At 58.5% G+C, this 14,314-nt stretch carries 10 protein-coding genes; 5 read left to right on the forward strand and 5 right to left on the reverse strand.

The genetic code is table 11. The features are described 5' to 3' along the window. Positions 1 to 64: 64 nt before the first annotated feature. The 3 genes from AKU94_RS14755 to AKU94_RS14765 all read right to left on the reverse strand — a co-directional run bounded on the left by AKU94_RS14755 (position 65) and on the right by AKU94_RS14765 (position 5,469). A complete protein-coding gene (locus tag AKU94_RS14755) occupies positions 65 to 1,372 on the reverse strand; it encodes an HlyD family type I secretion periplasmic adaptor subunit (RefSeq protein ID WP_050528026.1) in 1,308 nt (435 codons plus the stop codon). After that, on the reverse strand, positions 1,369 to 3,105 hold the full coding sequence (locus AKU94_RS14760) for a type I secretion system permease/ATPase (RefSeq protein WP_050528027.1): 1,737 nt from the start codon (positions 3,103 to 3,105) through the stop codon (positions 1,369 to 1,371). Before AKU94_RS14760 ends, AKU94_RS14755 begins: the two co-directional genes overlap by 4 nt. A gap of 165 nt (positions 3,106 to 3,270) precedes the next feature. Continuing rightward, positions 3,271 to 5,469, reverse strand: coding sequence for a transglycosylase domain-containing protein (locus tag AKU94_RS14765; RefSeq protein ID WP_050528028.1), 2,199 nt, complete (start codon positions 5,467 to 5,469; stop codon positions 3,271 to 3,273). A 279-nt stretch (positions 5,470 to 5,748) separates the two neighbouring features. Here AKU94_RS14765 and AKU94_RS14770 point away from each other — a divergent pair, with 279 nt between their 5' ends. Then, positions 5,749 to 7,047 (forward strand): ammonium transporter family protein, encoded by a 1,299-nt coding sequence (locus AKU94_RS14770; protein WP_050528029.1) that lies wholly within the window; start codon positions 5,749 to 5,751, stop codon positions 7,045 to 7,047. Here AKU94_RS14770 and AKU94_RS14775 read toward each other — a convergent pair. Next, complete coding sequence (locus AKU94_RS14775) at positions 7,029 to 8,888, reverse strand: bifunctional 2',3'-cyclic-nucleotide 2'-phosphodiesterase/3'-nucleotidase (RefSeq protein ID WP_198144919.1); 1,860 nt, start codon at positions 8,886 to 8,888, stop codon at positions 7,029 to 7,031. The genes AKU94_RS14770 and AKU94_RS14775 overlap by 19 nt on opposite strands. Positions 8,889 to 9,227: 339 nt before the next feature. Here AKU94_RS14775 and nudC point away from each other — a divergent pair, with 339 nt between their 5' ends. Beyond that, on the forward strand, positions 9,228 to 10,184 hold the full coding sequence (gene nudC / locus AKU94_RS14780) for an NAD(+) diphosphatase (protein WP_050528154.1): 957 nt from the start codon (positions 9,228 to 9,230) through the stop codon (positions 10,182 to 10,184). A 99-nt stretch (positions 10,185 to 10,283) separates the two neighbouring features. Next, positions 10,284 to 10,760 carry an SRPBCC family protein gene (locus AKU94_RS14785; RefSeq protein ID WP_050528030.1) on the forward strand — a complete coding sequence of 159 codons (477 nt, stop codon included), beginning with the start codon at positions 10,284 to 10,286 and terminating at the stop codon, positions 10,758 to 10,760. 21 nt (positions 10,761 to 10,781) lie between these two features. On the opposite strand, the gene AKU94_RS14790 is transcribed toward AKU94_RS14785, so the two are convergent. Beyond that, positions 10,782 to 11,612: a prephenate dehydratase gene (locus AKU94_RS14790; RefSeq protein WP_050528031.1), complete on the reverse strand. Its 831-nt coding sequence runs from the start codon at positions 11,610 to 11,612 to the stop codon at positions 10,782 to 10,784. Between the two features lie 119 nt (positions 11,613 to 11,731). Between AKU94_RS14790 and AKU94_RS14795 the strand changes: the two genes are divergently transcribed. Further along, the gene (locus tag AKU94_RS14795; protein ID WP_050528032.1) at positions 11,732 to 12,247 is read left to right on the forward strand and encodes a c-type cytochrome; all 516 of its coding nucleotides are present in this window, start codon (positions 11,732 to 11,734) and stop codon (positions 12,245 to 12,247) included. A 165-nt stretch (positions 12,248 to 12,412) separates the two neighbouring features. After that, entirely contained in the window at positions 12,413 to 14,302 is a 1,890-nt protein-coding gene (locus tag AKU94_RS14800) for an extracellular solute-binding protein (RefSeq protein WP_050528033.1), read from the forward strand. Positions 14,303 to 14,314: the final 12 nt, after the last annotated feature.

A 14,314-nucleotide genomic window follows, 5' to 3' on the forward strand; every position in this document is an offset into this window, starting at 1 on the left:
CCATGGTGAAATGGAATTTCGCTTTGTTGCGGTGGTAACACGCGATTTTGTCTGGTTTTTCCGATCATTCCTCACGAAAGGCGCGGGAAAAATAATCGGTAAAGGGTTTGAGCAGATAGGCCAGGGGGGTACGCTCTTGGGTGCGGATGAAGGCCTCAACCGGCATGCCGGGGATCAGGGTCAAACCGGCGAGCTTGGCGATCTCTTTCGGGTCGGGGGTTATTTCGGCGCGGTAAAAGGGCTGTTGCGTGTGCTCATCGGTCAGCGCATCGGCGGAAACCGCAGTGATATGGCCCTGAATCTCGGGGGTGGTGCGGGATGGAAAGGCCGAAAAAACAAGTTTCGCAGGTTGGCCGACATGGATTTGGTCAATGTGATAGGGCTGCACCCGTGCTGCGATCACCAGCGGTTTGTCCTGCGGGATAAGATAAAGAACAGGATCGGCAGGGCGCAGCACCGCGCGCGGGGTGGTTACCTGAAGGCCAAGCACAATGCCTGACACCGGCGCCACAATATCGAGCCGTGTGATACGCTCCATCAGGGCGCGGCGACGTTCTGCCAGCTCTTGCTCGCGGTTGGCGATGTCGCGCAGCTGGCTGGTCGCCTCCTCACGCCGGGTGGCGGCAAGTTTCAGCACCTCGATTTCAATCTCGGTGATACGCCCTTGGGATTGCGCGCGTGTGGCGGTCAGCTCTCCGGCCTGTCCTACAAGTCTGGCGGCTTCGCGTTGCAGGCTCAGGACGCGGGGGGTTTGGGCCAGACCTTTGATCAGCAGGTCTTGCTGTGTTCTAAGTTCTTCATTTATCAAGGTGATCTGGCGGTCAAGCGCATGGGATTGCGCGTCGATTCCGGTGATCTGGCTTTCGATCTGGGCGCTACGCTTGGCAAGCTGGGCGATTTGTTGCGCCATTGTCTCTTTGCGCGCGGCAAAGAGGCGGCGCTGCCCTTCCATCAAGGAAACGATGGGTTGGTACGTGGCCCCCTGTAGCTCTGCGGGAAAGACGATCTGGTCCAGATTGTCGCGCTCTGCCTCTAGGCGGGCGCGATGGGCAAGCACTTCAAAGAATTGACCCTCGACAATTGCCAGCTCTGATTTCACGGCGGCGCCGTCCAGCCGCAGCAAAAGATCCCCGGCCTTGACAGGCTGCGATTCTGTGACGTGGATAGAGGCGACAACCCCGCCATCGGGATGCTGAACGATCTGGCGGTTCTGTTCCACCTCGATCCGTCCCGAGGCGACGATCGCCCCGGTGATGGTGGTCATCACGCCCCACCCACCGATAAAGACGATCAGCACAGCCAATGTTGTCAGCCCGATCATGACGGGCCTGCGCACGGGCCATTCCTGCGCGGATTGTGGGGCCTTGGTCATGCGGCGCCCCCTTGCGGGCTGGCCTGACTGATTTCAGTGTGGTTCCTGACCATCTCGCGTAGCACTTGGTCACGCGGACCAAAGGCGCGGCGGGTGCCGTTTTCCAACACCAAAAGCATATCGCATTCCTGAATTGCAGCGGGGCGATGCGCCATGATCAAAACCGCATTCCCCGCTTTTTTCATCGCGCGAATGGCCTGATTCAGGGCCAGCGATCCTTTATTATCAAGGTTGGAATTCGGCTCATCCAGCACCAGAAACACCGGCTCCCCATAGAGCGCGCGGGCAAGGCCGATTCGCTGTATCTGCCCCCCAGAAAGCCGCCCGCCAAGGGTTGAGATGCGGGTGTCATATCCGTCGGGAAGTTTCAATATCATCTCATGGGCGGCGGCACGACGGGCGGCGGCAACAATCTTTGCCGGGTCGGCCTGTGCGGAAAGCCGCGCGATATTTTCGGCAATGGTGCCGTCAAACAGCGTAACGCGCTGAGGTAGATAGCCGATATAGCTGCCCAGCATATCAGGATCATACTGCTCAAGCGTGGCCCCATCCAGCCGGATAGACCCGCCAGCGGGTTGCCAGACCCCGATCAAACCCCGCGCCAATGTGGATTTCCCCGCCCCTGACGGCCCGATAACGCCGACCGCTTGACCCGGCTGTACCGCAAATGTGACCATGCGCAGCACGGCTTGGGTCGTGCCCGGCGGCACCACCGTCAGGGACCGTATATCGAGCAATGCGCGGGGGCGGGGCAAAGGGGTATGCGCCACATGGGCGGGTTGTGATGACAAAAGGCCCGCCAGCCGTGCCTGTCCTTCCTGTGCCCGTTGTACCAAGGCCCATTGGCTGACCAAAACCTCGATCGGGGCCAAAGCGCGGCCCAAAAGAACTGAGCCGGCAATCATCGCGCCCGCGCTTAACGCGTCATGTAAAACCAGATAGGCGCCGACCCCGAGCATGGCCGATTGCAAGAACAGGCGAAATGCCTTGGAGGTGGCGGTGAACATGCGGCCTATATCAGCGGCATCAACGCTTGCATGCAGGGCTGCCCCCCGCGCGATCTGCCAGCGGCCAAATCCCGCCTCGGCCATGCCAAGCGCCTGCACAGCCTCTGGTTCGCTCTTGAGGTTTTCCGCCATCCGGTCGGCCTGAGCAGAGGTAAGATTGGCATGGGCAAGCGGGGCTTTGACCATATTGCGGTTCAGAAAGGTCAGCAGCACAAGGCAAAGCCCGCCCGCAACCGCGAGCCATCCCAGAGCCGGATGGAACATGAAAATCGCGGTCAGAAAAAGTGGCGTCCAGGGGATGTCGAAAAAGGCCAGATGCACCGGGGATGAAAGGTAGCGTTGCACCGCCTCCAGATCACGCAGCGCAACCATTGCGGCCTGATCATCGGGTGCAATCGCCAGCCGTCGGACAGCGGCCTGAAATACCCGCCTGTCCAAGGCCGACTGAAATCTTGCGCCGATCCGCGCGACAATCCGGTTGCGCGCATAGTCCAGAAACCCCATCGCGACAAAAAGTACCAGAACCAGCATTGAAAGCGCCAGCAATGTCTCCTCAGAGCGGCTGCCCAGAACCCGGTCATAGACCTGTAGCATATAGAGCGGGCCGGTCAGCATCAGCAGGTTCACAAAGAAACTGAACAGGACAATCGCGATGTAGAGCGCGCGGCCCTTGGCCCTTGCATCCTGTAGCTCTTGCAAGCCTGCGCGATGGCTCTGCTGCGTCATGGTTGGGGTTCTTTTCTGTAAGGTTGCGCAAAAATGCCGGGATATTGCCCAGATTAGTGCCAAATCCTTATCAGAACCTTGCCCGCCACAGGACCTGATCAAAAAAGGCGCAAAGCGTGCATGACGGATGGTCCCTGCATGCTTTGCACCTGATCTTTGCGGGCGTTAGTTGCCGCCCAGAATGCCCAAGACCTCTTGCAAAATGCGGTCGGCCAAGGGGGCCCCGCCGGGTTGCTGTTGCGCCTGCGGGTCATTGCTTTGCATCTGCGGTTGTTGCGGCTGGTATTGCGGATCTTGATATTGCGGCTGGGGGGGCAGGCGCGGCTCGGGGATGATCATCGGAAGCGCGCGGGGGGGCATACCCTCATGCACGCGGGTCATCACCTCATGCCATATCTCGGCGGGCAGGCCACCGCCCGTCACGCCGCTGAGGGGCGTGTTGTCATCATAGCCCATCCAGACGCCGGCCACATAATCGGCGGTAAAGCCGATAAACCACGCATCCCGCGCCGCCGAGGTGGTGCCGGTCTTGCCCGCTGCCTGCCGATCTGCCAGCTTGGCGCGCCCGCCGGTACCCTCTTCGACCACCATATGCATCATATAGGTCAGGTATTTGGCGGATTGATCCGCGATTACCCGTTCCCCGATGCCGCCGTCCTGACCCAAAAGCGGGGTGTCGTCGCCTTGTAGACGCAGGTCGATCAAACCGTAGGGGCGCACCGAGGACCCCCCGTTCAGGATGCCGGCATAGGCGCCTGTCATTTCCAGCAGGGTCGATTCGGAGGCCCCAAGCGCAAGGGCCGGCCCCGCGGCCAGATCGCTCTCGATCCCGAAGTCAGAGGCCACTTTGCGCACCACATCGCGGCCCATCGCCTCAGATATACGCACGGCGGCGGTGTTGACCGATTGCTCCAATGCTTTGGTCAGGGTGATCAGCCCCAGATATTTATTGGTATAATTGCGCGGCGAATAGGGGCCGGAGCCTGGGACGTTGATCGTCAGCGGTGCATCCTCGACATAATCGGCGGGGGTATAGCCAAGGTCCATCGCGGCGGCATAGACAAAGGGCTTGAAGGCCGATCCGGTTTGACGGTTGGCCATGGTCGCGCGGTTAAAGCTGCCGGGAGGGGCGTTTTTGCGTCCGCCGACCATCGCGCGCACCGCACCATCGGCCGACATTACCACCACGGCTGCCTCTGCCTTTGAACCGTCGCGCACTTTGGTCGCGAAAATATCGGCCAAGGCTTCTTCGGCGGCGGTTTGCAGGCGTTGGTCCAGCGTGGTGCGCATGATTACATCTTCGGTGGTGTCCTTGGTCAGGAAGTTGGGTCCCTCGCCCATCACCCAATCCGCAAAGTAGGTGCCGACACGCGCGTCAGCCGCCTCGGACAAAGTGGCAGGGTCGCGGGTTGCGGCCTCATGCTCTGCCATGGTCAGGAAATCCTGTTCGCGCATGAGGTCAAGCACCAGTTGTGCGCGGTCTTGCGCCCGTTGCAGACTGGCCGTGGGCGCATAGGTAGAGGGGGCCTTCAACAATCCGGCAAGCATAGCGGCCTCGGCGGCATTCACCACATTGGCGGATTTTCCGAAATAGCGTTGTGCGGCGGCCTCGAACCCGCGCGCCCCTGCGCCCAGATAGGCGCGGTTGAAATAGATCGTCAGGATCTCTTCCTTGGTATAGCGCGCCTCAAGGGCAAAGGCATAAGGCACCTCACGGACTTTGCGCATCAGACCACCTTTGCGGCAATCGGCCTCATATTCCGCCTCGGATTTCCATTCGGTCGGATCGAAAGGGACGCCCAGACACAAAAGCTTGGCCACCTGTTGCGTGATGGTAGAGCCGCCATTGCCCTGCAACGGTCCGCGCCCCTCACGCAGGTTGATCCGCACGGCTGACGCGATCCCGCGCGGGGAAATCCCGAAATGCCGATAAAAACGCCTGTCCTCGGTCGCGATCACCGCATCGTGCAAATATTGCGAGACATTCCCCGCCGTGGCCGAGCCCCCAAAGGTTTCGCCCCGCCAGGCAAAAACCTTGTCATCACGGTCGAGCAAGGTCACCGAACCGCGCGCGCGGGCATCAAGCATATCGCCCACCGGCGGCATCTGCGCGTAAAAGTAAAAGGAGACACCCGCCACGATCAGCGCAAGAACCGCCCCCACCCGCCAGGTAAAGCCCCAAAGGATGCGCCAGATCAGGCCAAAGAATGCCATGACCCAGCCCAATATCCCGCGTCTGGCGGTTGCGCGTCGTGGCGCACGGCCCTTGGACCGCGGCTTTTTGGGCGGCTTGGATTTGCCCCCGCCAGCCGGTTTCTTGTAGCGGCGATCCGCGACCATTGGCTTTTTGCCTGAACTGCTCATGCAATGTCTTTCGTGTTTTCACGCATTATTTGGCGCGACCATAGCTTGCCTACGCCCGATTGTGGAGTGTTAAGACAGCTTGCTGACGTATCATTGAAGTCGGTTTTCTAAGCGGTTTTGCCAAAATGTGCAAAATTTATGGGCAAATGCTGTTTTTTGCACCAGTGACGGGGCCCGTTGCTTGTGCTGCGCCTGCAAAATGGCCCCGTTAAAGGCAGGGTCATCCGGCCCGCCACCCGACCACCAAACGCTTTGACCGGCGCAAAAAGGAAACGGAAAATGAAACTGAAAACAGCAACCCTTGTTGCAGGGGCGGCAATGGCCCTTGCGCCCTTGCCACTATGGGCGCAAAGCGCAGAACCGCCCGTCAATAACGCGTTTATCTTTAACACCTTGCTGTTCTTGATCGGCGGCTTTTTGGTATTCTGGATGGCCGCAGGCTTTGCCATGCTCGAAGCCGGGCTGGTGCGTTCCAAGAATGTGGCCATGCAGTTGACCAAAAACATCGTCCTCTTTGCGATTGCCGCGGTGATGTACTGGCTGGTTGGCTATAACCTGATGTACCCCGGCGATGGCTGGACCATTCCGGGGCTGATTGGCGCCTTTTCCACGACATCGATCAAAGGCGATATCGCGGCGGATGCGACCTATGCAGTCGGTTCGGATTTCTTTTTCCAGTTGATGTTCTGCGCAACGACTGCCTCTATCGTGTCGGGCACCTTGGCGGAACGTATCAAGCTATGGCCCTTCCTTGCGTTTACGGTGATGCTGACGGGCGTCTTTTACCCGATCGGTGCATCATGGCAGTGGGGCGGGGGCTGGCTGTCGGAAGCAGGGTTCAGTGACTTTGCAGGCTCTACCCTGGTGCATGCTGCGGGCGGGTTTGCCGCATTAACCGGCGCGCTGATCCTTGGGCCTCGTCTGGGCAAATTCGGCAAAAACGGTCAGGTGACCGCGATGCCGGGCAACAATCTGGCCCTTGCGACCTTGGGGACGTTCGTGCTGTGGTTGGGCTGGTTCGGCTTCAATGGTGCCTCACAGCTTGCACTGGGGACCGAGGCAGATGCGAATGCTGTTGCGATCATCTTTGCCAACACCAATATGGCTGCTGCCAGCGGGGCAATCGGTGCGCTGGTGCTGACCCAGGCAATCTATCGCCGGATCGATTTGACCATGGTGCTGAATGGCGCGCTGGCCGGTTTGGTGTCGATTACAGCAGGGCCGCTTGATCCCTCTCTCTTTGGCGCATTGTGGATCGGTGCGATTGGCGGTGGGATTGCCGTGGTTGTTGTGCCGATGCTGGACCGCCTGCGCATTGATGATGTGGTTGGTGCGATCCCGGTACACCTTGTTGCCGGGTTCTGGGGCACGATGGCGGTGCCATTCTACACCGCTGGCACCAGCTTTGGTACACAGCTTTTGGGGTTTGCCGCGATTGGTGGCTTCATGATTGCGGCATCGGGCCTGATGTGGACGCTCTTGAAGGTCACCATCGGTCTGCGGCCAAGCTCAGAGGATGAGGTCCTTGGTCTCGACAAGGCTGAGCTTGGTATCGAAGCTTACGGCCACAGCCGGTAGCGGCCAAATCCGTTAGCATTTTCACCCAAATGGTCGATCCAGATATTTCCCAGATCTGCCAGAAACCTCGCCGCATCCGGCGAGGTTTCAAACGTGAAACTGGTGCCCGGCATCGGCGCAATTGACCAGTTCGGCAAAGGACGCGCATCTAGTACAGGCTTTTGGGTCACTTCATTATACAGGATCGTGCGAATGTTGATCGGCTCGGCAAAGACCACCTCGGATGCATCCGCCCCATAAATTGCCGAGCGGGTACTGCTGCGGTAATTATTGGTGGCGACCAGAAAATACGCATCCAAATCCAGAGGTTTACCCTTGTAATGCAGGTTGCGGATGCGCTGTGACTGAGGGTTGATCAAGGTGCCCTGCGGGCAATAACGGGGGGGCTGTGACGGGTCGATCTGATAGGTCAGCCCATAGATGACGTCAAAGCTGTAGGAGGGAAAGGCGTCATTCAAAAGCGGCTGGTCATGCTTGCCGCGTGTTACATGGTTGAATATTCCGGCTGACCGTTCCAGCCAGTCCAGAATATCCGCGCCCCGTAATCGAAGGGCGCATATGGTATTGGGAAAGCAATAAAGATCGGACAGGTTGCGTTGGTGCAGCGGCCCGGCAGGGATGTTGGTATAATTTTCCGGCCCGCCCCAGCCACCGCATTTAAAGGGCGCGGCGGCCGATAGGATCGGCAGGGACGAATGTGGCCCCCGCTTCATTTTCTGCGCAACAAAACGTTGTTGTGCGCGGCATATCAGTTGCACCGAGATGCAATCCTTGACAAGCGCGAAGAAGCTGTGGATCGGCACCTTTGTCTTGCCCACAGGATAGCGCATGTAATCCAGTGTCGCATCGTGGTGATGTTGCACCGCCCGCAAGACCCGGGGCGAAGATTCGACCAAAGGCACCCGTTTTCCGTCGGGAGTGGTCTCGGCGATCGCGCGGATGGAAGACTGGCTGTCCAGCACCCGCCATTTGCCGCATTTATGTTCCAGGAACAGGTCGATCAATCCCAGATGCGACCCCCAGAACCCTGCCATGACAGTGGGCGTACCCTCCAGGGTGCCGCGTGTGATGTCTATTCCCGGCATGTTTGCAAATTGCTGTGAAGGGAACAGCATATGCGTATGCCCGGTAACAAGCGCATCCACCCCCGGCAATCTGGCCAGAGGGTAGGCCGCATTTTCCATGCCGTTGGAATAGATGCGCTCGCCAATACCGCTATGGGCCAGAACGACGATGATATCGGCCCCCGCGGCCTTCATTTCCGGGATCAGGGCCGTTGCTGTTTCCACGATGTCGCGGGAAAACAGCTTGCCGTCGATCTGGGTTTCATCCCATGTGGTGAATTGTGGCGGCAGCAGGCCAAGCACCCCTATGCGAATGGGATGCGCCTTGCCCGTTTTGTCCCGGATGCGGCGGTTGAGGATGACATATGGCGGCAGCAGGCGCTTGTCGTCATGCGGGGTTTCCCCGCGCTCTATCAAAGTGTTGGCGCTGACAAAAGGAAACTGGCTGCGCCGGATGGCGGCCATCATGAATGGAAGGCCAAAGTTGAATTCATGGTTGCCCAATGTCGCCGCGTCATAGCGCATCACATTCATCGCGGCGATGACGGGATGCAGGTCGCCGTCGCGCAGCCCGCGGTCATAGGCGACATAGTCGCCCAAGGCGCTGCCTTGCAAAAAGTCGCCATTGTCCAGCAGGATGGAATTGCCAACCTCTTTGCGCGCCGCAGTAATCAGCGAAGCGGTGCGGGCAAGTCCCAAGGTATCGATCGGGTGGTCATGGTCATAATCGAACGGGAAAACATGGGCGTGCAGGTCACCGGTCTGCAGGATGCGCAAGGTGGCTTCATCTCCGGTTATGCCGGCGCAAAGAGGGTTGGATGAGGTCAAGGCGGTCCCTTGGCGGTGACTGTTTGTGTGGTTGTGCCTAACCAAGGCTGACAAAATACGGGACTGAACTGTGTTAACGGCCCGTTTGCAAAATTGCCATCACAAGCTGGCATTTTGCAATAGGTTTCGCATTTTAGTTGCATTTTATGCAAGCCATTGTCGCAAATGTCCAAAAATGGTTGCCAAACTTACTGTTCCTGCCTGAAAATTCGGTATCTGCCGATTGCGTGGGGGCGGTCCTCATGGCACCATTGGCAATTCATTTCTAAGATGACAGACAGGGCCGCCATGATTTCGCTGGACGTACTTACTTTTGCGGGCTCCGGCCTGGAGCGTTGTGCCGAACTGCGTCGGGATAGCGTCAGGGTCGCGGAACTATTGGCAAATGGCGGGCAAGTGGTGCCACTTTGGCGGGGCAAACCCTTGGTGCATGGCGGTGACAGGCTGGCATGGGTTCCGCAGGGGCATCCGGTGCTTGCGCATGGGGCAGAGGCGGTGTTTCTTGGGATGGACGATGGGATCGCGCGTTTTGCACAGGATATCTCGGATTGGGCGCCCGAAGCGGGGGCGGAGGCGGTGGAATCGGGGTTCTTTGACGGCTCGACCCAGTTTCATCCAAGCCTGTCCGACGCTTATGCTTTTGTAGAGCTGCGCGGCGTCATGGTTCAGCTTTCGGCGCGGGATGCCGAACTGGTCGCCACAGCCAAGGCGGTGCTGCATTGGCATCGCAGCCACCGCTTTTGTGCGGTTTGTGGCGCGCAGTCCAAACCCATCAATGCGGGCTGGCAGCGCGCTTGTCCCAAATGTGCCGCCCAGCATTTCCCGCGCACAGATCCGGTGGTGATCATGTTGATCCAAAGGGGAAATAAGCTTTTGATCGGGCGCTCTCATGGTTGGCCCGCGGGGATGTATTCCTGTCTTGCAGGGTTTCTGGAGCCGGGGGAGGGGATCGAGGCCGCCGTGCGCCGCGAGGTGGTCGAAGAAACCGGCATCACCGTCGGCGATGTGCGCTATGTGACCAGCCAGCCGTGGGCGTTTCCCGCCTCATTGATGATGGGCTTTATCGGGGATGCCACCTCGGACCAGATCACGCTGGACCCGGAAGAGCTGGATGATGCGATCTGGATGACCCGCGAGGAGATGCTGGAGGTGATGGCCGGCACGCATCCAACCGTCAAACCTGCCCGCAAGGGTGCGATTGCCTATCATCTGATTGTAGGATGGCTTGCGGGTCGGATCGCGTGACATATCGTTTTGCATTGTGAAAACCTACAGACATTGTTCGCAAATTCATGCAGCCTGTGTAGCGCCATCCCGCCACGGGCTTAACAATAGGACACCCAGTTGAAACTGACCGCCAAAGAAGAAATTGACGCGCCGATTGGCTTTGTAAATGCGCTTTTGACCGATTTTGACAAGTGGGAAGGGTCTGCTCGTACCCGCGGGGCCGAGGTGGACCGTCTGGACAGTCTTGCGCAACCCGGTCCGGGAATGAATTGGAGGTTGGGTTTCGACTTTCGCGGTAAAAGGCGGGCGGCAACGCTGAGGCTTTTGTCACTGACGCCAGAGCAGGAGATGACACTGGAGTGCCTCTCCAAACCGGGCAATGGCGTGACGACGGTTGAAATGACAGCGATTGGCGCGGCCCGTACGCGGCTTGTGATCTCGACAGAGATCAAACCCAATACGCTTGCCGCGCGGTTGTTCCTGAAATCGTTGCGTTTGGCCAAGGCAAAGGTCAACCAACGCTTCAGACAACAGTTGATCAAAGCCGCGGCTGGTATCGAAGACCGTTACCGCAAGCAGGCAAAATCCGTTTAAGCCAGCCTGTGGTAAAACCTGCTAGTTACGGCGCGGATCTGCCGGGTAGACACCCAGAATATCACGCTGGGAGGTGAAGTAACGCAGCTCATCCAGCGCGAGCATGACGTTGGGGTCTTCGGGATGGCCTTCGATGTCGGCGTAAAATTCGGTCGCGGTGAAGGAGCCGCCGACCATATAGCTTTCCAGCTTGGTCATATTGACGCCATTGGTCGCGAACCCGCCCATCGCCTTGTAAAGTGCGGCGGGAATATTGCGCACCCGGAAGGTGAATGTCGTCATCATCTTTTCGGCGCGGCGCGAATGGTCGGCCTCGCGCGACATCACCAGAAAACGGGTTGTGTTGTTGGATTGATCCTCGATCCGGGAGGCCAGAACATCCAGCCCGTAAATCTCGCCGGCCAGTTCCGAGGCGAGGGCGGCAAGGGATGGGTCAGTCTGCTCGGCAACGGCCTTGGCCGAGCCAGCGGTGTCCACGCCCGTCACCGTCGCAATCGAATGGGATTTCAGGAAGTCGCGGCATTGGCCCAGCAAGACCGTATGGCTCATTGCGCGGGTGACATCGGCCAGTTTTGTGCCCGGCCGTGCCAGCAAGCTGATGTGCACACGGACAAATGCCTCGTCGACGATCCGCAAACCGGAGCCGGGCAGCAGCGTATGGATATCGGCCACGCGCCCATAGGTGGAATTTTCGACCGGCAGCATCGCCAGATCAACCTCGCCAGAGCGGCAGGCCTCAATCGCGTCCTCAAATGTATGATACGGCACGGCTTCCATATCCGGGCGGGCCTGACGGCATGCCTCGTGGGAATAGGCGCCCAGCTCTCCTTGAAAGGCGATACGTCCGGTCATTTTTGCAGTCTCCGTCAATAAAAGCGGCGCAAGGGTGGGTGTTGGTGCTACTATACCTTGAAATACGCTATGGGAAGCGGTTAGAAGCACGTCAGGAAAACGCTGATGCGGGGCGCGACATGTTCGACACGATGACGATGACAAAAGTGGTTGGGGCCGTTTGCGGCTCTCTTTTGGTATTTATGCTTGGGGGCTGGGCTGCAAGTGCGCTTTATGTCACAGGCGGTGGACACGGCGGGGAGGTAACCCAAGCCTATACCATTGATACAGGTTCGGATGACGCCGATGAAGTGGCCGAAGAAGGCCCGACATTCGAAGAACTTTATGCAAGCGCCGATGTGGGGTCGGGTGAGAGGGTGTTCGCGAAGTGCAAGGCCTGCCACCGGCTTGACGGCAGTGATGGCACTGGTCCGCATCTGAACGGCATCGTGGATCGCGCCAAGGCATCTTCTGATGGGTTCGCTTATTCCGACGTGTTGCTGGCCATGAAAGGCGATACATGGACACCGGAAAATCTGGATGCATTCTTGCTGAACCCCAAAAAATACGCCCCCGGTACCAAGATGAGCTTTGCTGGTCTGCCCAAGCCGACAGACCGTGTAAACCTGATCGCCTGGTTGGCCACACAAGAGTGACCGTATTGAAATTGATTTGAAAAGACCGCCTTTCGGGCGGTCTTTTGCGTTTTGCGTCGAATCTCACGCAATCGCAACTTGAGACCGCAAATGCAGCGCTTTAGCATCCGGCCTGTCGAGTTGCGGCGGGATGCCGGTACTTTTGGCCTAAACGGAGGAACAGCGATGATACGGATGCGAACAGGCGGGGCACACAACGCCAAACACCTGCCAAGCGGTGCATTGATTGTGGCGCTTGCCGGGGTTTTCGGCGCGGCGCAGGCCGAGACTGTGATCACATCGCATGGCATCTCTACCTTTGGCGAGTTGCAATACGCGTCTGATTTTACGCATCTTGCCTATGTAAATCCCGATGCGCCCAAGGGAGGCGAGATTTCGGAATGGACCTCGGGCGGGTTTGACAGCATGAATCCCTATTCGATCAAGGGGCGTGCGGCGGCGCTGTCATCGGCTGCTTTCGAATCAATTCTGGAGGCCCCTGATGATGAGATCGGCGCGGCCTATTGCCTGCTATGTTCCAGTTTGGAATACCCCGAGGACCGTTCTTGGGTGATCTTTAATCTGCGCGAAGATGTGCGCTTTTCCGATGGCAGCCCGATGACGGCCGAGGATGTGATCTTTTCCTATGAGACCTTTCTGGCCAAAGGGCTGACCGATTTTCGCACCATCTTTGCGACCAAGGTGGAAAAGGTCGAGGCGCTTGATCCCCTGCGCGTGAAGTTCACCTTCAAGCCCGACATTCCCACTCGCGATCTGCCGCAGGATGTGGGCGGCTTGCCGATCCTGTCAAAGGCGCATTATGAGGCAAACGGACTGGATCTGGCCGAAAGCAGCCTGACGCCTTTCCTTGGAACGGGGGCCTATGTTCTGGATAAGATGCGGACGGGGGAATCGGTGACCTATGCGCGCAATCCCGACTATTGGGGCGCTGACCACCCGCTGCGCGTGGGGACGAATAATTTCGACAGCATCCGGATTGAATATTTCTCGGATTATGATGCGGCGTTTGAAGGGTTCAAGGGCGGCAGCTATACCTTCCGTAACGAGGCATCCTCGATCAAATGGGCGACGGGCTATGATTTTCCTGCTGTGCAAAACGGCGATGTGATCAAGGCGGAACTGCCCTCGGGGCAGAAATCTACGGGTCAGTCTTTTATCTTCAACCTGCGGCGTGAAAAGTTTCAGGACCCCCGTGTGCGTGAGGCCATCGGCCTGATGTTCAACTTTGAATGGTCCAATGATACGCTGTTCTACGGGATCTATTCGCGCATCCCGTCCTATTGGGGCAACAGCTTTATGGAGGCAAAAGGCACGCCCTCCGAGGCCGAGGTTGCCTTGTTGCAACCCTTGGTCGATGACGGGTTGCTTGACCCTTCGATCCTGACGGATGAGGCGGTACTGCCGCCGGTATCGGGCGCGCGTCAGATGGACCGTGGCAATCTGCGCAAGGCGTCGAAACTGCTGGATGAGGCGGGCTGGGCAGTGGGTGATGACGGGATGCGCCGCAATGCCAAGGGTGAATTACTGCGGATAGAGTTTCTGGAGGACAGCCCGACCTTTGACCGCGTGATCAACCCTTTCGTGGACAACCTGCGCAGCCTTGGCGTTGATGCGGTACTGACCCGCGTGGAAAACGCCCAGATGGAAGATCGCACCCGCCCGCCGAAATTTGATTTCGACATTACCAACCATTTCAACCAGACCGGCTATTTCTCGGGGACCGAGTTAAAGCAATACTACGGGTCGGAAACGGCGGATGTGTCCTCTTTCAATGCGATGGGGCTGAAAAGTCCGGCGGTGGACCGGATGATCGATGTGGTGCTGGCCGCGGATACACTCGACAGCCTGACCACCGCGACGATGGCGCTGGACCGGGTGATGCGGGCGGAACGTTTTGGCATTTTCCAATGGTATAAGCCGACGCATACGGTGGCCTATTACAATATGTATGAGCACCCTGAAAACTTGCCGCCCTATGCGCTGGGCGAATTGACCTTCTGGTGGTACAACGCGGAAAAAGCGGCGGCGCTGGAGGCGTCAGGCGTGTTGAAATAATAATAAGACGGC

The organism is Pseudorhodobacter aquimaris, assembly GCF_001202025.1.
GTDB lineage: Bacteria > Pseudomonadota > Alphaproteobacteria > Rhodobacterales > Rhodobacteraceae > Pseudorhodobacter > Pseudorhodobacter aquimaris.